Source organism: Streptosporangium sp. CA-135522, assembly GCF_050949235.1.
Classification (GTDB): domain Bacteria; phylum Actinomycetota; class Actinomycetes; order Streptosporangiales; family Streptosporangiaceae; genus Streptosporangium.
Genome location: NZ_CP192026.1, coordinates 3,250,430 through 3,271,961 on the forward strand (window position 1 = coordinate 3,250,430; position 21,532 = coordinate 3,271,961).

Genomic DNA, 21,532 nt, shown 5'->3' on the forward strand with positions numbered 1-21,532 from the left:
GAACCGCGGACAGCGGGTGAGATCCCGTGCGGAGCGGCGCGGGCGTCCGTCATTCGGCGGTTACCGGGGCGACGCCGGGCTTCTTGAACCGGCCGCCGACGACAGCGACAAGGACGATGAGGAGGAACGCGGTGAACGCGGTGACGGTCCGCACGATGTGGAATGTCTCCCACCGTTGCAGAATCGCCGCGTAACCGGTTGGGGCCGAAGTGACGGCCCACTGTTTGATCTGGCCGTTGATGGGGACGTTGCCGAACCGGGTGACCAGGAACGAGGTCAAGACCAGGGCGCCCGCGCCCGCGGCGAGGAGCCGCGGGACGGCGCGCGTCATGACGGCGAGTACGAACGAACTGAGCATCGCCAACGCCATCGTCGTCTGCATCACGAGGCCGTTCACCTGCATCAGCGCCGTATGGAACGTGAAGCGCACGTCGAGGGGAACGACCCGGAACGCGTAGGCGACGTTCACGGCGCCATAGCCGAATGCGCCGGCGAGCAGGCCTGTGGACAAAAGTGCAAATGCTTTGACAGGTCGAACCAGCACGGTGAGATCTCCTGATACAGATCGTTTTCTCAATCCGTGTCCCTCCATCGCGGCGGTCCGGCGGAGACGCGGTGCGTCATCTCGGTCCTTCCATGAGCGGATTCAGGTTGAGATCGTCGCCTTCATGGCCGCCGGCGGTCGTCGTACCCGGGATGACTCCTTCGGCTACATCGGGGAACGCGGACATGGCGGGAACTACCACGCTGGGAGTAGCGCAGGATCCGACCAGATGCGGAGTAGGGCGTTCCGAATGGGTTCTACTGTGCAGGGATGAGGTTTAGGCTCGGATGGCACCCGCTCGCGATGGATGTGCTGCTCGCGGTGTCGGTCGCCGTCCTGCTGGTGGTCGGCGCGCTGTCCGCCCCTGATACGCGGCTCCTGGACTACCTGGCCATCCTGGTCGGCTCGCTCGCGCTCGTCGCGTGGCGCAGGGCTCCGGTGGCGGCCCTGGCCATCGCCACAGCCTGCATGGTGCTCTACACGGTGCGGGCGAACCCGGGGCCACCGGCCGCCTTCCCCGTGCTGATCACGATCTTCGCCACCGTCAGAGCGGGCCAACGGCTGCCCATGGTGGCCGCCGGTGCCGCTTTCCTGGGCGGCACCCTGGCGGTCAGCTTGGCCGGCTTCGCCGAGCAGCCCGTCCAGGACCTCATTGATCGCACGGTCCTGCTGCTCGGCTGGTTCCTCGCCGCAGGGATCGCCGGAACGGTCAGCAAGCACCGGCGGGCCTACCTCCAACAGGCCGAGCAACGAGCCGCCGAAGCCGAGCGCACCCGGGAGGAGGCAGCGCTGCGGCGGGCCGGGGAGGAACGGCTGCGGATCGCCAGGGAACTGCACGACTCGCTCACCCACAGCATCTCGATCATCAAGGTGCAGGCGGGGGTGGCCGTCCACCTCGCCCGCAAGCGCGGACAGGAGGCGCCGGCCGTGCTGCTGGCCATTCAGGAAGCCAGCGGCGACGCGATGCGCGAGCTGCGCGCCACCTTGGAAGTGCTGCGTTACTCCGGCGGCGAACTGCCGGGCAGCGGGCTCGATCGGCTCGATGAGCTGGTGGAGCGGGCCCGTTCCACCGGCCTTCCCACCACCGTCACGATCAGCGGCCGGCGCCGGGCGCTGCCCGTCGCCGTCGACAGCGCCGCCTACCGGATCGTTCAGGAGGCGCTTACCAACATCACCCGGCATGCCGGCCCGGCGTCGGCATCGGTGCGCATCGGCTACGGCGCCGGTGAGCTGGTGGTGCAGGTGGACGACGACGGTCACGCCAGCCCAGGCGCGAGCCCGGCACCTGGCATCGGGCTGACCGGTATGCGCGAGCGCGTCATCGCTCTCGGCGGCCGGCTGCGCGCCGCAGCCCGCCCGGAAGGCGGCTTCACCGTCCGCGCCGAACTCCCCGTGGAGAAGCTGTCGTGATCCGCGTATTGCTGGTCGATGACCAGGCACTCATCCGCGCGGGATTTCGCGCCCTGCTGGAGGCCGAGGACGACATCGAGGTGGTCGGCGAGGCCGCCGACGGCCAGCGGGGCCTCGCCCTCGCCCGCCACCATGTCCCCGATGTCGTGCTCATCGATGTGCAGATGCCGGTCATGAACGGTATCGAAGCAACCCGGCAGATCGCCACCGACCCGGATCTGAGTGACGTCCACGTGGTGATCCTCACCAACTACGGGCTGGACGAGTACGTCTTCGACGGGCTACGGGCGGGCGCGACCGGATTCCTGGTCAAGGACACCGAGCCGGCCGACCTGCTGCACGGGATCCGCGTCGCGGCACGCGGGGACGCACTACTCGCACCAGCCATCACTCGCAGGTTGATCGGCGAGTTCGTCGCCCGCCGTCCCACGGCACTCCCCGCCGGACTGAGCACGCTCACCAACCGCGAGCGCGAGGTGACGGCGCTGGTCGCGCATGGTCTGTCCAACGACGAGATAGCCGCCCACATGGTGATCAGCCCGACCACCGCCAAGACCCACGTCAGCCGGGCCATGACCAAGCTACAGGCCCGAGACCGCGCCCAACTCGTCGTCTTCGCCTACCAATCCGGCCTGGTCACCCCAGACGACCCCACACGGCCGGCATAGATTCGACGACGCCCCGGAGGACTTCCCGCCGGCCGTCGAGGCGGGAGCCGACATGGTCCTGGCGGCCCCGGCGTTCCACTTCGGCCAGCTCAAGGTCGGCGAGGTGAAGGAGACCCTCCGCCAGGCCGGACACCCCGTACGCTGGAGGGCATGACGTCCGGGGCCGGCCGTTGAAGCCGTCGTGGTGAACAGTCTGCACGTTGCTGGGGATCTCGGGGGCCTGGCCTTGCGCGCGTCCGGGAATACCGAGAGGGCGTCTGCCATGGCTGACATCGATGCCACGATGAAGGGATGGCGATCATGTTCGCTGTGATCCGTTCCGGAGGCCCGTCCCGTCCGGTGAGGGGGATCGTCGCCGCCGCGCTGACCCTGGCGGTCTGCGGAGGGACGACCGCCGCGGTAACGCCCCAGGCTCGGACAGGCGACACGTCTGTCACGGTGACCGCCTCGGAGTTCTCTCTCACGCTCTCGAGGAAGGACTTCAGCCCGGGGGCCTACACATTCGAGCTCAAGAACGTGGGGGCCGCTCCGCACGGCCTGTCGATCAGAGGGCCCGGTGTCGACGCGACCTCCGACGTCATCCCGGGCGGGAAGACGACAGGGCTCACGGTCGTGCTGCGGAAGGGAAGATACGAGCTGTGGTGCCCGGTGGACGACCACCGCGCTCGGGGGATGATGACGACGATCAGTGTGAAATGACGGATCCGCGGCTGTCGTGCGGCGATCGTCGCCGTGTGCCGTGGAGGTGCCGGCCGTGACGGCCCCGTCCGCCGACGTGGCCGGCGCGGGCCCGGACCGGAAGTGGGCCCGGACCCGCGCCGGAGGTGATCACGTGATCACGAGATGGCGAGCTGGGTGAGCGAGGGACCGGGCAGGCTCACCGTCACGGTGCCCTGGGAGACGGGCAGCGTGCCCAGCGAGGCGGGCAGCTGGTAGCTGGCCGTGCCGCCGCTCTTCTGGACGGCTGCGGCCTTCGTGACCCCGGTGCCGACGCCGACGACGGCGGTCACCGGCGTCGTGCTCTTGTTCACCAGGACGACGACCTTGGGGTTGGCCGAGGCGTACACCTCGACGCCGGCGAGGGTGGTCTGGGCGCGCACGAGGGAGCTGCCGAACCGGGCCAGCGAGGTGTCCTGCTGGCCGGTGAAGAAGCCCACCCCCTGGTAGATCGGCATGCGCTCGTCGAGTCCGGCCCCGTTGCGGGCATAGGCCGGACGTTCGTCGTTGGGCTGGTCGTACAGCAGGCCCAGGGCGCCGTTTTTGTCGCCGTACACGAAGCCCTGGGCGCCCGCCTTCAGCAGGTGGCCCCAGACGCTGGCCGCCCACCAGATGGCGGCGTTGCGGTACTGGAAGGGCTCGGTGCCGATGTTGCCGCACTGGGCAAGCTCGGGCGGGTCGTTGTCGACGCTCCAGGAAGAGTTGATCTCTCCCACCTGGATGTCGATCTTGCCCGCGCGTGCGGGTGCCTCCTCCTGGATGATCGAGCGGACCTGGTTGACGTCGTTCTCCCACTCGACGGTCTCGGCGAGCAACTGGCTGTCACAGACGAGCTTGCCACCCGGTTTGCCGGGCTCGCGGCCCTCGCCGTACTTGTGAAAGTCGACGAAGTCGGTCCGGGTGCCGCTGGTTTTGAGAAAGGTCCGGATGTCCCCCATGGCGGGGTGGGCGAGCGCCGGCCCGCCGACCTTGATGGCCGGGTCGACGGCCTTCATCGCGTCGTAGGCGGCGTTGAACCTCGTGGCGTACGCGGTGATGTCGCCGGGCTCGTTGCCGACGATCCACCGGGTGACCCTGTTGGGCGCGGACCCGGTGTTGAAATGCCTGACCATGTTGGCGGCGTCGACGGCGTCCTCCGGGACGATCACCACGGGTTCGGCGCCGCGCGCCTTGATGGCCGACACCCACTGGTCACCCGTCACGACGGTGTCGGCGCCGGCCCCGTTGGCCACGATCGCGCTGGCGGGATCGTGTGGGACGGCATATTTCAACCCCATCCGCATCGTGCCGAAACGGCCCTGGACCATGGCCTGCTCACGGGTGTCATTGGTGACGTAGTGCCCGTAACCGTATCCGGTGACGTCCAAGCCGAACGACTGCGGCGACACCGGGCGCTCGACGGTGGTGAAGTCGACGGTGACGTTCGCGGCGGCCGCGCCGGCGGGCGGGGCGGACATGCCGGCGGCGACGGCCAGGAAAGCCGTCACCGCCGCCAGGCGGGAGGTTCTTCTGCGATTCATCGGGGGCCTTCCACATCGGTGCTTCCACAGGGGGTGCGGCACGGTCCGGCTTTCTCCGGGATGATCGTGCCGCAGCGGCCGTCATGTTAATCAAAGATCGTTAACGGCGTGTGTCTTCGCACGTCTTCGTTTGACGGAGGCGACCTCGACGGATCGACCGTGGCCCGGCCGGGGCCTGCGGGTTAGAGTCTGCGGTGACGGGGCCGGCTTCGGCGTGTCTCAGCTGAGAGCCCGGCATGCCTCACCCGGAAGGAGGGCGCGATGCGGTCGCGAACCTAGCCGCCCGCCCGGACGGTCCGGGCTCGCGGGCGGCGGTTCCAGAGAGAACGACATGTCCCGCACTGACAAGACCAAACCCCTGCGCGTGCGTCGTGCCGAGCACGACCCCTGGCCGGTGCACGACCACCGTGACGGCGTCTGCGACCTGCCCGACAGCCCGATGGACGACAAGCGCGCCGGGTGCCGCTGGTCGGATGACTGCCTGCTGCTGGTCCACTCGTGTTGCTCGCACTGCGGAAACCGTTCCTGCGGAAAGGAATGGCAGTGGTACCGCAGGGTCGAGAACCGTAAGGATCGCTACGCGAGCCGACGTGAGGTTCGCCGGTACGCGGACGACGAGTAGACGCCGCGCCGCCGCCCCGGGCGTCGGTGTTCAGAAGACGCGGAAGTGGTGGAACAGCTCGTAGTCGGCGTCTTCCAGGGCGAAGGCACGGGCTTCGGAGCGTTTGACGGCGAGGTAGGCGGAACTGCGCAGGGGGCCGAGGGCGTCCATGAGGACGTCGTCGGCCTCCAGCGCGTCGAGGGCCTCGTCCAGGGTGGCGGGAAGGCGGCGCACGCCCAGGGCCGACAGCCGGGCCTCGCCGAGGGTGGCGGGATCGACGTTGACGGCCTCGCCGGGGTCGAGGTCGCGGCGGATGCCGTCCAGGCCCGCGTGGATGACGGCGCCCAGCGACAGGTAGGGGTTGGCCGAGGAGTCGGAGGGCTTGAGCTCGAGGTTGGCCGACGCCTCGGCGTCCTCCCCCAGCGGGGAGCAGATCCGCACCGCGGCCTCCCGGTTGTCCATGCCGTAGCAGGCGTACGCGCTCGACCACATCCTCGGTGCCAGCCGCCGGAAACTGTTCACCGAACCGCAGGTCAGCGCGGTCAGTGCCGGCAGGTGGGCGATCAGGCCGCCGATGAAGCGGTAGCCCGTGGCCGACAGGCCGTAGCGGTCGGAGGGGTCGCCGAAGGCATTGACCCGTAGCTCGGGATCCCACAGCGACAGGTGCAGGTGGGCGCCGTTGCCGGCCTGGTCGGCGAGCGGTTTGGGAGCGAGGGAGGCCCACAGGGACATCCGGGAGGCGACGCCGCGGACGGTCTCGCGGTAGATCACCTGGTTGTCGGCGGCGCGCATGGCGGAGGCGTGGCGGATGGACAGCTCCTGCTGGCCGTGGCCGAGCTCGGGATGGTAGTGCTCGACCCGCAGCCCCTGCGTCTCCAGAGCGTGGACCAGGTTCATCGTGTAGTCGTGGGCCTGGTCGAAGCCGGTGGTGGAGTAGCAGAGGCTGTCGTCGACGGGCACCAGCCGATCCAGGCTTCCCTCGGGGCCGGGCACCCGGCGGCCGAGGGTGAACTCGGGCTCGAAGGCGGCGACGGCGACGTGACCCTCGCCGGCCAGGGCGGCGATCGCCTCGCGCAGGAAGGTGCGCGGGCAGGCGGGCCAGGGGGAGCCGTCGATTCGGCGCAGGTCCGACAGCATGGCCGCGGCGCCGGGGGCGTAAGGGAGGGGGACGAACGTGGCCGGGTCGGGGACGAGGCGGACCTCGCCGACCGGGCCGAGATGCTCGACCTCCTGGAGCTGGTCGAGCATGTTCATCGCCATCATGGCCACGGTGTGCCCGATGCCGGAGGCGAGCCGCTCGCCCAGCCGGGAACGCGAGGTGGCCTTGCCGCGGATCACCCCGCCGTGGTCGGCGTAGAGGAAACGAATGAGCTCGATGCGTTCGGTCTCGGCGTGTTCGACGACGCGAAGACCCGTCGGGCCGAGCCGTTGAACCCCGGTCACGTTGTGACGATCTGCCATGCTCCCTGCGTAACACGTTCCGGGGGGACAGCGGAAGCACATCGCACAGGGGGCTCGGCGTCGGGGGATGCCACGATCCTGCGCTCCCGCGTGGAGCGGGCGGGAGCGCCACGGAAAAGACGGGCACAAAAGGTCAGGGGCAGGGCAAACCCCTGCCGGCGGTCAGCTCAGCACACGTGTGAAGAACAGCGCCAGTTGGTCTGCTCCCCTCACGATCCCGTCGAAGACTCCGTTCACCGCGTTCGCCGCCTCTGCGGGTTTGGTGAACAGATAAAAGGCCACGAACGCCACCGCTACGTAGGTAGCGACCTTCTTGACCTGCATGGGGGCCTCCTGCAGTTCCAGTCCCAGCCTTACATACCCTGATTTTAAGGATCTTTGGCATCTTCGGCCCGGGTGGCTCCCGGATTTTGATGATCATACCTGTCCCGCCGGGGCGAGCCATGGCCAGATCACCGGATCGGCATGAGTCCCCCCACGCCATCGTGGGGTCGGCGGGCGCTTCTGTCCAACCCTTACTGCCAGATGTACCGGTAGGGGTAGGGGCGGGGCAGGTCATCGCCCCTCACGTTGAAAACCAAGGGTTCTTGGCGAATGGGGCATCCGGCGGAACGGGACCGAGGCCTCGCCTGTCGCGGACCCGCGCGTGATCATCGAGGAGTTCGGCGTCCACGGCCGTGGCGAGTCCGGCCCGGCGGCCGGGGTGGCCGCCCTCCAGGTGACCGGGAACGGCCACGCGATGCTCCGCCGGGCCGGGCTGTGGCACCGCCTGGCGGTGGAGCCGACCCTTCTGTCGCTTGACCGCCCATCCGTGACGGGACCGGTCGCGAACGCCTTCCGGAGGGCGACCGACGGGCTGTATCCGGCCTGCTGCCTGTTCACCTTCTGGCGGGCAAGACCGGAAAGCCGATGCTCGAGAGGCGGTTGTCGGAGTCTCGTCCCGGTTACGCCGACCACATGCGCCGTACCAGCGGGTTCTTTCCGTTTCCGCCGAAGAAAATAATTTTGAGTGGTGCTCATGGTTATTGCCGATGAAAATCGGAGTGCGTATCACCTTGTTAAGTGAGTCTTGACTGTTCCATGCGGTCCGCTTAGTGTCTGACATTGGTCACCGCATATGAGTAAAACGACAAGTATGTGCGGTGGGACATCTTTCTTTTCGGTCGCGGAGAGCCGAGGAGGTGTTCTGTGCGGATCAGACGTCGTGCCAAGGTGACCGCTCTTTCCGCTGTTCACCTGTGATGTGACGAACCACCGGAAGGCCGGTGCCGCCGGTGCCGGTCTTTCGTCCGCGTGTCACCTTCCCGGCGTCAGAAGGAGTCCGTCGGTGTCTTCGAAATTCCTTCCGGTAAAGCCCTGTCTGCGGGCCGGCCTGCGAATAGGCGATAAAGGCGAGGCCGAATTGCACACACCCGACGGCGTCCTGGAGGTCGAGGCCCCGGAGGGGATGAAACAGCGGGATTTCCTGGAACTGCTGCGGCTGCTGGACGGCAGCAGAACCATCGAGGACCTGAAACGTGAGACCGGCCTCGACGACGAGGCGGTGCGCGAGGTCGTCGAGCCCGCCGTGGTGTGGGGCCTGGTCGACGACGGCGCCCCTCCGGCGGCCTCCTCGGGGCTGGCGGTCCTGTCGCGGCTGGAGGACACCCTCAACCGGCTCCTGGAAGACCTGGTCTTCGCGGGCCCGTTCTGGTGGGAGGTCTCGGAACGTCCGCAGGAGCTGCACCGCAACGTCTTCTTCGGTTTCGGGCTGGAGAACTGGTTCTTCCTCTTCCGGGAGAACGAGTTCGACTCCGCGGTGCTCGCGCTGGCCGAGAACGCCGAGCTCAGGTCGATGCTCAACGACTTCTACCAGGAGGAGCACCGCCACGACGACATCGTGGTCCGCGCCTTCCGGCCCCTGGGCATCACCCGCGACGACCTGCTGGGAGCGCGTCCCCTGCCGACCACCACCGCCCTGATCAGAATGCTGTCCTGGTGGGCGCGGACCGATCCGCTCTTCTTCGTCGCCACGATCGGCGTGCTGGAGGGCCGCCTCGAATCCGGCGGCGAGGGCTCCGGCGGCGAGGGCTCCGGCGGCGAGAGCCGCGGCGGCGAGAATTCCGCGGACGAGAATTCCGCCGACGGGAACTCCGCCGACGGGGACTCCGCCGGCGACTCCGCGGGGGGCTCTGCCGGGCGGGTCGCCCATGACTCCTTCCTGGCCGCCTGTGACCGGGTCGGTCTGGACCCGGGCTTCGTCGAGCCGATGCGCGCGCACGCCAGGGTCAACGCCGGGCACGATCACGGATCCGTCAGCCGGGAGTTGTTCGCGCGGGTCCCCGGGATCGACCGGGAGACCGAACGGCGCTGGCAGGACAAGGCCCACCTGTTCATGGAGGCCTACGCGGCCTTCTTCAACGGCATTTTGGAGCACTACTCCGACCCCCGGCGCCCGCTGCTGCGCACCGGCGACATCTGAACAGGAGGCATGATGAGCGACTTCGCCGGGTTCCGGCGACCCGTGCTGCGCCCGGGGGTGCGCTCGGCCCCCACCGCGGACGGCGGCATCGAGTTCACCTACCTCGACGGGCGCCGGTTCGTCGAGTTCGAGTTCGACGCCGACCGGGCCGGGCGGTTCCGGGAGTTCCTCACCGTGCTGGCCGGGGGCGGCCTGAGCGCCGCCGAGCTCGGCGCCGCCTTCCCCGGCAGCCCGCAGGAGTACGGCGAGATGCTCGCCGTACTCGACGAGCAAGGCATGATCGCCGAAGCCGAGGAGGCGGCCGGGGGCGGGATGAGCGGCGTCAGCGCCTACGCGCATCTGCGCCGGCACGCCGACCGGGTGCGCGCGCGGGTGCGCAGCCCGCTGGTCGAGGCCCTCGTGGAGGGCAGCGCGACCCGCGGTCAGCTCATCGGCTACGCGGTCGAATACTGGCACGTCACGCACCTGTGTCCGCGCGCCCTCGCTCCCGCGCTGGCCCGTGACGACCTGGGTGCGCCGGTGTGGGAGAAGCTGATGCGCTTCTACATGACCGAGCGCGACCATGACCGCATGATGGAGAAGTCGCTGCTCGCGGTCGGGATTCCCCGGGAGCGGCTGCTGCGCGCCCAGCCGCTGCCTGCCACGATGGCGATCATGGCCTCTCTCGGTGTGTACGCCTACAACTTCCCGCTGGCGCTGATCTCGACGCTCTTCCCCATGGAGGAGCCCGAGCCGGAGTTCCTGGAGCTGTTTCGCCTGCGCAGCGCGGAACTGGGCCTGCCGGACGGCTTCGTCGGGCCGATCGTCGGCCACTCCGAGGTCAACGAGGACGAGGCGCACGAGGCGGTCTCCCTCGACCTGCTCGCCGGCTTCCCCTACCTGAGCACCGAGACGGTGCGCGAGTGCGCGAAGGCGGTGGCCGACGTGATCGAGCAGCGGGCCCGCCTCGACGCGGAGGTCGTCTCCTGGTACGCCGCGGGCGGCGAACTGCGCGACTTCGGACATCACGGTTACCCGACGCAGGCGGGTAAGGCTCTCACGTGCGCCCCGTTGACGTCCTTGGCATAGGCGTCCTCTCAACCCCAACGAGGCGCTCGGCTCGGCGCTCATCCTGACCGCGCTCGCGGCCCTGTACGTCTGCGAGCGCGCGCGGGAGAGAAGGCCCGCGCCGGCTCGCGCACTGGCGCAGACCCGCTGATGTGGAGCTTCGCGACGACTTCGGGCTGTCGGTCGCGCTCGCCTCCGCCGGACGACGAACCCGCTACCGCGACCTCCGCCCGGCCGCGGCCTGACACCAGCCGCTACCGCTCGGTTGACCCGGCACTCTCTCAGACGCCCAGCGGGGCGTCCATCAACCTGGCCACGGCCTCGCCGCCACCGGTGACGTCGACCCTGGCGTGGGACTGGCGGCCGAAGCAGAACAGCAGGAGCTCGCCGGCCGTGCCGGTCACCTCGACCCGGGGGGCGTTCTTGGCGCCGCCGAGGGCGACGCCGCCGCCGATGCGGTGCAGGACGACCCCGACCGGGGACCTGCGCAGGAACAGTCGCCGACCGGCACGCAGCCGCCTCCAGAAGGTCTCCTCCAGGTCGGCCGGGAGCTCACGCGGCTCCCAGACCCGTTGTGCGCGCCGTACGTCCTCGTGGTGGATGAAGAACTCCATGGTGTTGACGGCCCCGTCCATGCCGGGGACCAGACCGTAGACCCCGGCCGGGCCGGAACGGACCAGCTCGACGAGGCCCGCGTAGCCGTTCCTGGCCTTCAGCGACCGTTGCACCGCGGCGGTGTATCCGGCCAGCGGCTTGAGCGCGATGCCACCGGCGGCGTCCAGCCGGCGCTCGCGCAGGACCAGGTGGGCGGCGAGGTCGAAGGTGGTCCAGCCCTCGCAGAGCGTGGGGGCGTCCGGGCCGAGCCGGACGAACAGATCGCTGAGCGCGGCGCGTTCGGCGCGGGCGTGAGTCATCTGGTGATCCTAACAATGCCGTTGTTCCGGCAATCGGTGCGGATACGGATCATCAGCCCCATATCCATGACCGGTGGAAACAAGTCTCGGGCAGGATGCCGGGAATAAGAACATGATCCAACGTGATAGGGCTTATGTAGCAATGTTCCTCTTCGAAAGGACACCCCCCGAGTGGCGAGCAAGGTGACTCCCGCTGTCATGCGCAAGGGACTCCGCGTGCTCGGGGTGGCCATCGGCGCCGAGAAGACGGTCTTCGCCGCAGCGACCCTGTCCAGCGCGCTCTACGGCGTCATGACGGTCGGATCGGCATGGGCACTGGGCTGGGCCACCGAGAACGTCATGCTGCCGGCGTTCGCCAGAGGCGAGATCGCCGCCGGCACGCTGGTCCTCGGCGCGCTCCTCATCCTCGGCGTGGCGCTGCTCAAGGCGCTGGGCGTGGCCGGGCGGCGCTTCTTCGCCGGGGTCATGCAATACCGCATGCAGGCCCGGTCCCGCCGGGACGTGACCCGCCAATATCTCAGGCTCCCGCTGTCCTGGCACCACCGGCACCCGACGGGCCAGCTGCTGTCCAACGCCAGCGCCGACGCCGAGGCCGCCTGGGCCCCGCTCGCGCCGCTGCCGATGGCGGTCGGCGTGGTCGTCATGCTCTTCACCGCGGCGATCGCGCTGGTGATCACCGATCCCGTCCTCGCCCTGGTCGGCTTCCTGATCTTTCCGGCGATCGCCGTGCTGAACCTGGTCTACCAGCGCAGGCTCAGCCCCCTGGCCACCCGCGCCCAGCAGCTCCGCGCGGAGGTCAGCGAGATCGCGCATGAGAGCTTCGACGGCGCCCTGGTCGTCAAGACCCTCGGCAGGGAGGACGAGGAGACCGCCAGATTCGAGGCGAAGGCCCAGGAGTTGCGCGACGCCAACATCGCCGTCGGCCGCGTCCGCGGCCTGTTCGACCCGATGCTGGAGGCCCTGCCCACGCTGGGTGTGCTCGCCGTCCTGCTGGTCGGCGCGGAGAGGCTGGAAAGCGGCGCGATCACCTCGGGTGTCCTGGTCCAGGTCGCCTACCTGTTCACCCTGCTGGCCTTCCCGATCCGCGCGCTCGGCTGGGTGCTCGCCGAACTGCCCCGCGCCGTCGTCGGCTACGAGCGGGTCCAGGCCGTGCTCGCCGCGACGGGCTCCATGGAGTACGGCACCGCCACGCTGCCCGGCACCGCCCCGGCCAGGCTGGAGGTCCGCGACCTCGACTACGCCTACGACGGTTTCCCGGTGCTGCGCGGGGTGAACTTCCGGGCCGAGCCGGGCCGCACCGTCGCCCTGGTCGGCCCCACCGGCTCCGGCAAGTCCACCCTGACCCAGACCTTCGTCCGCCTGGTCGACCCCGCGGCGGGAGCGGTGCTCGTGGACGGGGTCGATCTGCGCGAGGTCGCCCGCGGCGGGGTCAGTGACGCCGTGGCGCTGGTGCCACAGCAGACGTTCCTGTTCGACGACACCGTGCGCGGCAACGTCACCCTCGGTCTGCCGGTCGGCGACGAGGACGTCTGGGCGGCACTGCGCCTGGCCCAGGCCGACGGTTTCGTCAGCGCCCTTCCCTCCGGGCTCGACACCAAGGTCGGCGAGCGCGGCACGACCCTGTCCGGAGGCCAGCGGCAGCGCCTGGCCCTGGCCCGCGCGCTGGTCCGCCGCCCCCGGCTGCTCATCCTGGACGACGCCACCTCCAGCGTGGACCCGCAGGTCGAGGCCAGGATCCTGTACGGCCTGCGCGACGCGGCCCAGGCCTCGACCGTGGTCGTCGTGGCCTATCGGATGGCCACCATCGCCCTGGCCGACGAGGTCGTCTACCTGGAGCACGGCGCCGTCGTCGACCGGGGCTCGCACGAGAGGCTGCTCGCCCGCTGCGTGGGTTACCGCAACCTGGTCACCGCCTACGAACGAGAAGAAGCCGAGCGCGAGGCGCTCGGCGCAGATGGACTCGGCGCAGATGGACTCGGAGCAGAGGAAGAGGTCAGCGCGTGAACCGGCGAGCCAGTGGTCACAACGGCCGGGCGAACTCCCGGACCGGCGCCCCGCCGGCCGGCCTGATGAGCGAGGGGTGCGCGTGAGCTCTCTCCAGGGAGTCGAACGGTCGGCACTGGCCACCGTCAGGCACGGACTGTCGCTCACGCCCGAATTCCGTAAGGGCATGGCCGGGACGCTCGTGCTGGCCGTGCTGGCCACGCTGGGCAAGGTGATCGTGCCGATCGCCGTCCAGCAGACCATCGACCGGGGACTCAAGGGGACGGTCCCCGACCTGCCTTACATCCGGGTGGCGGTGTCGCTGTGCGCCGTCGCCGTGGTGCTCACCGCGCTGTGCGCCTACCTGATGAACGTCCGTCTCTACAAGGCCACCGAGACCTCTCTGGCCGGGCTGCGGGTGCGCGGCTTCCGGCACGTGCACGACCTTTCGGTGCTCACCCAGAACTCCGAGCGGCGCGGTGCCCTGGTCTCACGGGTCACCGGAGACGTGGATCAGATCAGCGTGTTCATGCAGTGGGGCGGGCTGATGATCATCATCGCCCTGGGGCAGCTGCTGGTGGCCACCGTGCTGATGTTCGTCTACTCCTGGCAGCTCGCCCTGCTGGTCTGGGTGTGCTTCCTGCCGCTCATGGTGGTGCTGCCGCGCTTCCAGCGGTGGCTGTCGGGTGCCTACACGCTGGTCCGCGAGCGCGCGGGTGACATGCTCGCCGCTGTCAGCGAGTCGGTCGTGGGCGCGGCGGTGATCCGGGCCCATGGTTCCGAGGCCCGTACGGCGGGCCGCCTGGACGCCGCGATCGACGCCAACAGGGCCGCCCAGGCCCGCACGCAGCGGATCGTGGCGACGGTGTTCCCGCTGACCGAGATCGTCGCGTCGGTGGCGATCGCCGGTGTGGTGCTGCTCGGCGTGCGGCTGGGCATCGACGGTGACATCACCGCCGGCCGCCTGATCGCCTTCCTGTTCCTGATCACGCTGTTCGTCTCCCCGATGCAGATCGCCACCGAGGTCCTCAACGAGGCGCAGAACGCGGTCGCCGGTTGGCGGCGCATCCTCGGCGTGCTCGACACTCCGCCCGACGTCGCCGACCCCGGACCGGCGGGCGTCGAGCTGCCGCGCGGCCCCATCTCGGTCTCCTTCGAAGAGGTCGGGTTCGCCTACCCAGGCGGAAGCCCGGTGCTCAACGAGGTGTCGGTGGACATCCCGCCGCGCTCGCGCATCGCGGTGGTGGGGGAGACCGGTTCCGGCAAGACGACCTTCGCCAAGCTGCTCACCCGGCTGATGGACCCCGTCTCCGGCCGGGTCACCGTGGACGGGGAGGACCTGCGCGAGATCCGGTTCTCCTCGCTGCGCGAGCGGATCGTCATGGTGCCGCAGGACGGCTTCCTGTTCGACGGCACCCTGGAGGAGAACATCCGCTTCGGCCGCCCGTCGGCGACCGAGGCGGAGATCCGGCTGGCCATGACCGAGCTGGGGCTCACCGACTGGCTGGAGGGTCTGCCCGCGGGTCTGGACACCCCGGTCGGCCAGCGCGGCGAGTCGTTGTCGGCGGGCGAGCGCCAGCTCGTCGCGCTGGCCCGCGCCTACCTGGCCGACCCCGACCTGCTCCTGCTCGACGAGGCCACCTCCGCGGTGGACCCGGCGACGGAGGTGCGGCTGGCCCGCGCCCTGGAAGGGGTCACGCGGGGCCGTACCGCCATCTCCATCGCCCACCGGCTGTCCACCGCGGAGGCCGCCGACGAGGTCCTCGTCTTCGACCGGGGCCGCATCGTGCAGCGCGGCCCGCACGCCGAACTCGTCGACGAGCCCGGCGTCTACGCGGACCTGCACGCCTCCTGGGTCTCGGCCGCCCGGTCCTGAGCACTGGTCTGAGCGGTGTGCTGAGCGCTGTTCCGAGCGCTGCCCCCGGATGGGGAGACGGCGACGGGACAGCGGATGGAGGCGGCGCGGCCCGGTGAGGGCGCGCGCCGCGCTCAGGGTGCCGTGGTCCCCTGCCAGGTCCGCATGTAGGCCTCGGCCCCGGCGGCCATGTCCTGGACGATCTCGTCTCCGGCGACCATCCGCATGTCCTCGATCCAGTCGGGAACCAGGCCGTAGTGGGCGACGCCGTCGACGTTGACGTCCCAGACCCGCTCGCCGGTGCGCTCGCGGTCCAGGGTCACGCCGCCGTCGAAGGACTTGAAGGGGTAGACCACCGGGTTGCCCGAGCTGGTCGGACGGGGGGAGGGCAGGGGGCCCATGCCGTTGGCGTCGAGCCCATAGCCGAATCCGGAGACGTGCTGCTCGTCCCGGAGCGCCTTGGTCCTGCGCCACTCCTCGGCGAACTGCCCGGCCTGGGAGCCATAGGCGGTGATCATGCCGCCCAGGCGGTAGATCCGGCGGAAGTAGTTCGGGTCGGCCCAGCTGTGGGAGGAGATCACGCCGGGGTAGCCGGCGGCCTCCAGGATGTCGAGCGTCTGGTCGGCCGCCTTCACGCTCATGTGGTCGATCTCGACGAGCATTCCCCGCTTCATCATCCCGGCCAGCATGTACTCGCCGAGCTTGGTCAGCCCCCTGGTGTTGCAGTGCGGCGCGGGGGGATAGAGCGGCAGCGAGACGCCGGGAGGCAGCAGCCTCGCCAGCTGGTCGGGGAGGATCCCACCGGGTTCGATCGGGTTGTCGTGCTCAGGCCCGGTGCAGGTCGTGGCCTTCCAGAAGTTTCCGGTGCTCAGGAGGTTGCCCAGGTTCACGATGACGCCCTGGGTGCCGGAGTCGAAGCGGACGCCGCACAGCGCGTTGTCGTACTTGTGGCACAGGAACATGCTGCGCACGCCGAGGCGGTACATCTCGTCCAGGCCCTGGTCGATCTGCGTCTTGGTGCAGTGCGGGATGCCGAAGCTCTGGCGGCAGCCGAACGGCTCGGAGGTCTCGATCCCGAGGACCACGGCGAGCTTGCCGTCGGCGATCACCCTCCTCGCCTCGGCGGGGTCGCGGACGACCCGGAACCAGCCCCGGCCGGGCCCGCCGTACTCGGCGTCGATGTAGTTCTGCAATTCGAAGGTCCGCTGGGCCTCCAGCCGGATGATGGTCATCTCGTCGCAGGAGTTGCTCTTGAGCGGGTAGATCTCGCACAGCTGCCGGTTGGCCACCAGGTCGTTGACCATGACGCGCAGCCCGCCGCGCCAGGCCCGCTCGACCCACTTGTAGTAGGTCTGCTGATGGGTCAGCGAGTCGTGGGCGGGCCAGTCCTTGAAGGTGGGCCAGCCGACCGGATCGTGGGTGCCGACCGGCGAGCCGGCCCGGGTGAAGTTCTCGAACCACGCGGCCTCGCCGTGCGGGTAGTGGTCCAGGCAGTCGACCAGGGCCTTGGTGATGCCATCGGGATCGAACGGCTTGCCGCACATCAGCTTGCCGCCGAACGCCTCGTAGGACATGAGGTGGGTGTGCGCGTCGACGAAGCCGCGGACCGTGCCGTCCGGCGCGGTGCCTTTCAGCGGCTCGCCGGAGGCGTTGACCTCCGATTCCGGCCGGGGCGGTGCGGCCATGGCGGCGCTGCCCGCCATGGCCACGGTACCGATCAGGAGAAGCGCGAAGACGATTGTTCGGAGAATGGAACGAGGACTGGCCACGAACACCTCGCAACAGGCCTGCATGGGGGATGCCGCAAGGATTGATCGCTGTCAGGCGTCCAGTCAAGACTTAATATGAGCCATGCTCAAAAATTGCCGGCTCTCCGGGCTGCCTGCCGTGGGGCGCCGACCGCGCATCCGCCCGGCGCTCTACGGCGTGCGGGCCGGCGGGTGAGGATCGTACGGAAGATCGCCCCCTACCCCCGAAGGCTCTTTTCGAAGGGGAGGGGGCCGATGGTCTCGGGGGCGGCCGTCACGTCGTAGAGCGGGGTGTATCCGCTCGCCAGGTAGAGCGCGGCGGCCTCGGGCTGGCGGGGACCGGTGGTCAGGTAGATCCTGCGGTAGCCCCGCCGTACGGCCTCCCGTTCGAGCTCGCGTACGACGGCCAGGCCGAGCCCGCGCCGCCGGTGGTCCGGATGGGTCCAGACCCGTTTGAGCTCGGCGGTCCGCTCGTCGTAGCGCCGGAAGGCGCCCCCGGCGATGGTCTGCCCGTCCTCGACGAGGACCAGGAACGCACCCCCTTGTGCCGGGGTGAACTGGTCGTCGGGATAGCGGTTGAGCTCCTCGTTGGGGCCGTACCTGCTGGTGTACTCGTGGTGCAGGTCGTCCAGGAGCGGCCTGACCTCGGGGTCGCGGACCGCGACGTGCCGCACCTCGACGGACTCGACGGTCACTTGGTCTGCCTGGGCAGGCCGGGCGGGTTGATCCGGGACTCGGTCACGGCCTCGTTCGAAAGGCCCCAGCGGCTGAGCGCCTCGGCGTACTCGCCGTTCTCGATCAGCTTGTTCAGCGCCTCGCCGACCGGCTTGACGAGCCCGTTCCCCTTGAGGGTCATGGCCGCGATCAGGCCGTCGACCGAGCCGCCGCCCGAGAGCGTTCCGACGATCCTGCTGTCGCCGCCGACGGCCACCTGGTAGGCGATGGGCGGGTTGGGGCCGAGGTAGGCCTGGACCCGGCCGGACTTCAGGGCGAGCAGGACGTCGCCGTACTTCTGGTAGTACTGGATCTGGGCGGGTTCGAGGCCGGCCTTCCGGTTCTGCGCGTCCCACTCCAGCAGGATCTTCTCCTGGTTGGTGCCCGACCCGACCGATACGTTCAGTCCGGCGATGTCGGCCGCCTTCTCGATCTTGGTGATCGGGCTGCTCTTGGCCGTCTGCCAGGCGAGCCGGTCCACCCGGTAGGTGGCGAAGTCGTAGATGTCCTTGCGCTCCTCGGTCACCGTGACGTTGTTGAAGACCAGGTCGTACTTGCCGGACTTCGCCGCGAGGAACAGGTTCTCCCAGGAGGTGTTGACCTCTTTGACCTTCAGGCCCAGGACGTCGGCGACCAGGTGGGCGATGTCGGTCTCCACGCCGATCAGCGTGGTGTCGTCGTCGGCCAGGGACACCAGCGGCGGAGCGCCCTCGCCGTTGAAGCCGATGGTGAGCTCTCCCTTGGCGCGGATCGCCTCGGGGACCTGCGCCGCGATGGAGTCGACCTTGTCGGCGCGGATCCGGTTCTGCTCGGGGGAGGTGTTGATCCGCACCCCGCCGGCCCCGGACGGAGCCGCGGGCGCCACCTCGGACCTGACGGCCGTTCCGGAGGCGGTTTCGGAGGTGGTGCCGGAGGCGCCGCAGGCCATGGCGAGCAGCAGGGGGAGTGCGGCGGCGACGGGGGTCAGCCGTGATGACAGGGGCATGTCGATCCTTGCTGGGTGACGGAGGGTTTCGCCGGGCGGCGAGGGTGTGGAAGGCGTGGGAGAGAAGGCGGGAGGGTCACAGGACCTTGCCGAGGAACAGGCGGGTTCGTTCGTGCCGGGGAGCGTCCAGCACCTGGGCGGGGGTGCCGCGTTCGACGACGCGTCCCTCGTCCATGAACACGACCGTGTCGGCGACCTCGCGGGCGAAGCCGATCTCGTGGGTGACGACGATCATGGTGGTGCCGCTCCGGGCGAGGTCCTTCACCACGTCGAGCACCTCCCCGACGAGTTCGGGATCCAGCGCGGAGGTCGGCTCGTCGAAGAGGATGACCTTGGGCTCCAGGGCCAGGGCCCGGGCGATGGCCACCCGCTGCTGCTGGCCGCCGGACAGCTGCCGGGGATAGGCCCCGGCCTTGTCGGCCAGCCCCACGCGCTGCAGCAGGCGGTTCGCCAGCTCGTCGGCCTCGGTTCGCGGCCTGCGCTGGGCCGACAGAGGCGCCTCGGTGACGTTCTGCCGCACGGTCAGGTGCGGGAACAGGTTGAAGTTCTGGAAGACGAATCCGATCTTGGTGCGCTGCCGGAGGATCTCGCGTTCGGGAAGCTCGTACAGCCTGTCGCCGGCCCGGCGGTAGCCGACGAGCTCGCCGTCCACGCTGACCGATCCGCTGTCGACCTTCTCCAGGTGGTTGACGGTGCGCAGCAGGGTCGACTTGCCCGATCCGGACGGGCCGATGATCACCGTTACCTCGCCGGCGGCGACCTGGAGATCCACCCCGCGCAGCACCTCCAGCGAGCCGAAGCTCTTGTGCACCTCCCGCAGGTCGACCATCGCGGTGCTCATGCGCGGCCCTTCGCGTAGTGGCGCTCCAGGTAGTGCTGGACGATGGACAGGGCCGTGGTCATGACCAGGTACCAGATGGTCGCGACCAGCAGCAGCGCGATGACCCGGCCGTTGCGGTTGTAGATCACCTGAACCTGGTAGAAGAGCTCCGGCAGGGCCATGATGTAGACCACCGAGGTGCCCTTGACCAGGCCGATGATCTCGTTGCCGGCGGTGGGCACGATCGACCGCATGGCCTGCGGCAGGATGATCCGGAACAGCTGTCTGGTCCTGGGAATGCCCAGCGCGGCGGCCGCCTCCCGCTGGCCGTGGTCCACCGAGAGCAGCCCGGCCCTGACGATCTCCGCGGCGTAGGCGGCCTGGTGGAGCGAGAGGCCGAGCGCGGCGGCGGTTACCGGGCCGATCAGGTCCATGGTGCCGATGTCGAAGAACGACGGGCCGAACGGGACGCCGAAGGAGAGCCTCGGATACAGCAGTGCCAGGTTGTACCAGAACAGCAACTGCAGGATGAGCGGGATCGAGCGGAACAGCGCGATGTACCCCCAGGCCGCCGAGGACAGCAGCGGGTCGCCCGACATCCGCATCAGTGCCAGCACGCTGCCCAGCAGGAAGCCGAAGGCGATTCCGAGGGCGGTCAGCTCCAGCGTGAACACCACCGCGCGCAGCACGGAGGGGGCGAGGAGGAACTCCCCGACCACCTCCCATTCCCAGGCGGGGTTGGTGATCAGCGCGCTGGCCGCCATGGCCAGCAGTACGGCGACGGCGGCGGCGGCCACCCACCGCCCCGGATGCCGGGTGGTGACCACCTTCGGCGCGGGTCCGCTCCCCTCCCGCGGGCCGGAGGCGGGTGGCGCCTTGGATCCGTCCGGCGGGCCATCGATGTCCAAGAACTCCACGGCCATGGTTGAGCCTTTCCACGCTCGGCCTGCATGGCTTTCACTCCAGCACGGGCGCTTAATTCCGTCAAGACCTACTTGTTTAGTAGGTTTTTTGGTGACCGAAGGAACCCGCGCCGCCCGGCCCGCGAGGATTAGCGCCGCCCGGCGGAGGTAGGGGACGGTGATGAGGGCGAAGTTTCGCGGGGTGGGGGATCGATGACGGACACGGCGGGCGAGAAGCCCGAAGACGAGCAGTTCCCCGTGCTCGACGTGCGCTCGGCCGTGGCGCGCAGCGACCTGCTGGACGAACTGCCGAACCTGAGGGTCCTGGACGATGACGACGACGACCCCGTCCTGGTACGGCTGGACGGCACCCCGGTGGACACCTGGCGGGAGAAGTATCCCTACGGGGAGCGGATGAGCCGGGCGGAGTACGACAGGGCCAAGCGGCTGCTCCAGATCGAACTGCTGAAGCTGCAGTACTGGATCAAGGACACCGGCGGCCGGCTGGTCGTGCTGTTCGAGGGACGCGACGCGGCCGGCAAGGGCGGCACGATCAAGCGGTTCATGGAGCATCTCAACCCGCGCGGGGCCAGCGTGGTCGCCCTGGAGAAGCCCAGCGAGCGCGAGAGCACCCAGTGGTACTTCCAGCGCTACGTCTCCCACCTGCCGGCCGCCGGGGAGATGGTCTTCTTCGACCGTTCCTGGTACAACCGCGCGGGGGTGGAGCGGGTGATGGGCTTCTGCTCGCCGGAGGAGTATCTGGAGTTCATGGAGCAGGCCCCCGAGTTCGAGCGCATGCTCGTCCGTGACGGCATCCACCTGGTGAAGTTCTGGTTCTCCGTCTCCCGCACCGAGCAGCGCACCCGGTTCGTGATCCGCCAGGTCGACCCGGTGCGGCAGTGGAAGCTGTCCCCCATGGACCTGCAGTCGCTGGACAAGTGGGAGGACTACACCGCGGCCAAGGAGGACATGTTCCTCTACACCGACACGGAGGAGGCGCCGTGGACGGTGATCAAGAGCAACGACAAGAAGCGGGCCAGGATCGAGGCCATGCGCCACCTCCTCAACCGGTTCGAATACGACGACAAGGACCACGAGATCGTGGGCGAACCCGACCCCCGGATCGTGGTCCAGGCGGCCGACTTGTTCGACGACGACCGCACCCGCTGAGCCGGCGGCACG

The 21,532-nt window shown here is 69.4% G+C and carries 19 protein-coding genes; 9 read left to right on the forward strand and 10 right to left on the reverse strand.

Going from position 1 to position 21,532, the window contains the following annotated elements; genetic code table 11:
- Window positions 1–49 precede the first annotated feature (49 nt).
- Window positions 50–592, reverse strand: a complete 543-nt coding sequence (locus ACQPYK_RS15355) for an anthrone oxygenase family protein (RefSeq protein ID WP_433255726.1) — start codon at window positions 590–592, stop codon at window positions 50–52.
- A 222-nt stretch (window positions 593–814) separates the two neighbouring features.
- Here ACQPYK_RS15355 and ACQPYK_RS15360 point away from each other — a divergent pair, with 222 nt between their 5' ends.
- From ACQPYK_RS15360 to ACQPYK_RS15370, 3 genes are all read left to right on the forward strand, one after another.
- Complete coding sequence (locus ACQPYK_RS15360) at window positions 815–1,954, forward strand: sensor histidine kinase (RefSeq protein ID WP_433255729.1); 1,140 nt, start codon at window positions 815–817, stop codon at window positions 1,952–1,954.
- A complete protein-coding gene (locus ACQPYK_RS15365) occupies window positions 1,951–2,622 on the forward strand; it encodes a response regulator (RefSeq protein ID WP_433255731.1) in 672 nt (223 codons plus the stop codon). Before ACQPYK_RS15360 ends, ACQPYK_RS15365 begins: the two co-directional genes overlap by 4 nt.
- A 300-nt stretch (window positions 2,623–2,922) precedes the next feature.
- On the forward strand, window positions 2,923–3,321 hold the full coding sequence (locus ACQPYK_RS15370) for a hypothetical protein (RefSeq protein ID WP_433255734.1): 399 nt from the start codon (window positions 2,923–2,925) through the stop codon (window positions 3,319–3,321).
- A 137-nt stretch (window positions 3,322–3,458) separates the two neighbouring features.
- On the opposite strand, the gene ACQPYK_RS15375 is transcribed toward ACQPYK_RS15370, so the two are convergent.
- Window positions 3,459–4,859, reverse strand: coding sequence for a GH39 family glycosyl hydrolase (locus ACQPYK_RS15375; protein ID WP_433255736.1), 1,401 nt, complete (start codon window positions 4,857–4,859; stop codon window positions 3,459–3,461).
- Between the two features lie 331 nt (window positions 4,860–5,190).
- Between ACQPYK_RS15375 and ACQPYK_RS15380 the strand changes: the two genes are divergently transcribed.
- A complete protein-coding gene (locus ACQPYK_RS15380) occupies window positions 5,191–5,481 on the forward strand; it encodes a hypothetical protein (protein ID WP_433255738.1) in 291 nt (96 codons plus the stop codon).
- Between the two features lie 30 nt (window positions 5,482–5,511).
- Here ACQPYK_RS15380 and ACQPYK_RS15385 read toward each other — a convergent pair whose 3' ends face one another.
- Both ACQPYK_RS15385 and ACQPYK_RS15390 read right to left on the reverse strand, forming a co-directional pair.
- Window positions 5,512–6,921, reverse strand: a complete 1,410-nt coding sequence (locus tag ACQPYK_RS15385) for a glutamine synthetase family protein (protein WP_433255740.1) — start codon at window positions 6,919–6,921, stop codon at window positions 5,512–5,514.
- Window positions 6,922–7,083: 162 nt separating this feature from the next.
- Window positions 7,084–7,245, reverse strand: a complete 162-nt coding sequence (locus ACQPYK_RS15390) for a hypothetical protein (RefSeq protein WP_306857830.1) — start codon at window positions 7,243–7,245, stop codon at window positions 7,084–7,086.
- Window positions 7,246–8,323: 1,078 nt separating this feature from the next.
- Here ACQPYK_RS15390 and ACQPYK_RS15395 point away from each other — a divergent pair.
- Both ACQPYK_RS15395 and ACQPYK_RS15400 read left to right on the forward strand, forming a co-directional pair.
- Entirely contained in the window at window positions 8,324–9,382 is a 1,059-nt protein-coding gene (locus ACQPYK_RS15395; RefSeq protein ID WP_433255745.1) for a hypothetical protein, read from the forward strand.
- Window positions 9,383–9,391: 9 nt separating this feature from the next.
- On the forward strand, window positions 9,392–10,450 hold the full coding sequence (locus ACQPYK_RS15400; protein WP_433255748.1) for a hypothetical protein: 1,059 nt from the start codon (window positions 9,392–9,394) through the stop codon (window positions 10,448–10,450).
- Between the two features lie 260 nt (window positions 10,451–10,710).
- Here the strand turns inward: ACQPYK_RS15400 and ACQPYK_RS15405 are convergent, their stop codons facing one another.
- Complete coding sequence (locus tag ACQPYK_RS15405) at window positions 10,711–11,343, reverse strand: TIGR03085 family metal-binding protein (RefSeq protein WP_433255750.1); 633 nt, start codon at window positions 11,341–11,343, stop codon at window positions 10,711–10,713.
- Window positions 11,344–11,541: 198 nt separating this feature from the next.
- Between ACQPYK_RS15405 and ACQPYK_RS15410 the strand changes: the two genes are divergently transcribed.
- Together ACQPYK_RS15410 and ACQPYK_RS15415 are read left to right on the forward strand one after the other, a co-directional pair.
- Window positions 11,542–13,347, forward strand: coding sequence for an ABC transporter ATP-binding protein (locus ACQPYK_RS15410; protein ID WP_433255753.1), 1,806 nt, complete (start codon window positions 11,542–11,544; stop codon window positions 13,345–13,347).
- Window positions 13,313–15,202: an ABC transporter ATP-binding protein gene (locus ACQPYK_RS15415; protein ID WP_433255757.1), complete on the forward strand. Its 1,890-nt coding sequence runs from the start codon at window positions 13,313–13,315 to the stop codon at window positions 15,200–15,202. The genes ACQPYK_RS15410 and ACQPYK_RS15415 overlap by 35 nt, the downstream gene beginning before the upstream one ends.
- A gap of 113 nt (window positions 15,203–15,315) precedes the next feature.
- Here the strand turns inward: ACQPYK_RS15415 and ACQPYK_RS15420 are convergent, their stop codons facing one another.
- From ACQPYK_RS15420 to ACQPYK_RS15440, 5 genes are all read right to left on the reverse strand, one after another.
- The gene (locus ACQPYK_RS15420; protein ID WP_433255760.1) at window positions 15,316–16,950 is read right to left on the reverse strand and encodes a Coagulation factor 5/8 type domain-containing protein; all 1,635 of its coding nucleotides are present in this window, start codon (window positions 16,948–16,950) and stop codon (window positions 15,316–15,318) included.
- Window positions 16,951–17,147: 197 nt separating this feature from the next.
- The gene (locus ACQPYK_RS15425; protein WP_433255762.1) at window positions 17,148–17,624 is read right to left on the reverse strand and encodes a GNAT family N-acetyltransferase; all 477 of its coding nucleotides are present in this window, start codon (window positions 17,622–17,624) and stop codon (window positions 17,148–17,150) included.
- The gene (locus tag ACQPYK_RS15430; RefSeq protein WP_433255765.1) at window positions 17,621–18,628 is read right to left on the reverse strand and encodes an ABC transporter substrate-binding protein; all 1,008 of its coding nucleotides are present in this window, start codon (window positions 18,626–18,628) and stop codon (window positions 17,621–17,623) included. Before ACQPYK_RS15430 ends, ACQPYK_RS15425 begins: the two co-directional genes overlap by 4 nt.
- Window positions 18,629–18,704: 76 nt before the next feature.
- A complete protein-coding gene (locus ACQPYK_RS15435) occupies window positions 18,705–19,469 on the reverse strand; it encodes an amino acid ABC transporter ATP-binding protein (RefSeq protein ID WP_433255767.1) in 765 nt (254 codons plus the stop codon).
- Complete coding sequence (locus tag ACQPYK_RS15440; RefSeq protein ID WP_433255770.1) at window positions 19,466–20,371, reverse strand: amino acid ABC transporter permease; 906 nt, start codon at window positions 20,369–20,371, stop codon at window positions 19,466–19,468. The genes ACQPYK_RS15435 and ACQPYK_RS15440 overlap by 4 nt, the downstream gene beginning before the upstream one ends.
- A 192-nt stretch (window positions 20,372–20,563) precedes the next feature.
- On the opposite strand from ACQPYK_RS15440, the gene ppk2 reads away from it, so the two are divergent.
- Window positions 20,564–21,520, forward strand: coding sequence for a polyphosphate kinase 2 (ppk2, locus tag ACQPYK_RS15445; protein ID WP_433255773.1), 957 nt, complete (start codon window positions 20,564–20,566; stop codon window positions 21,518–21,520).
- The last annotated feature ends 12 nt before the right edge of the window (window positions 21,521–21,532 follow it).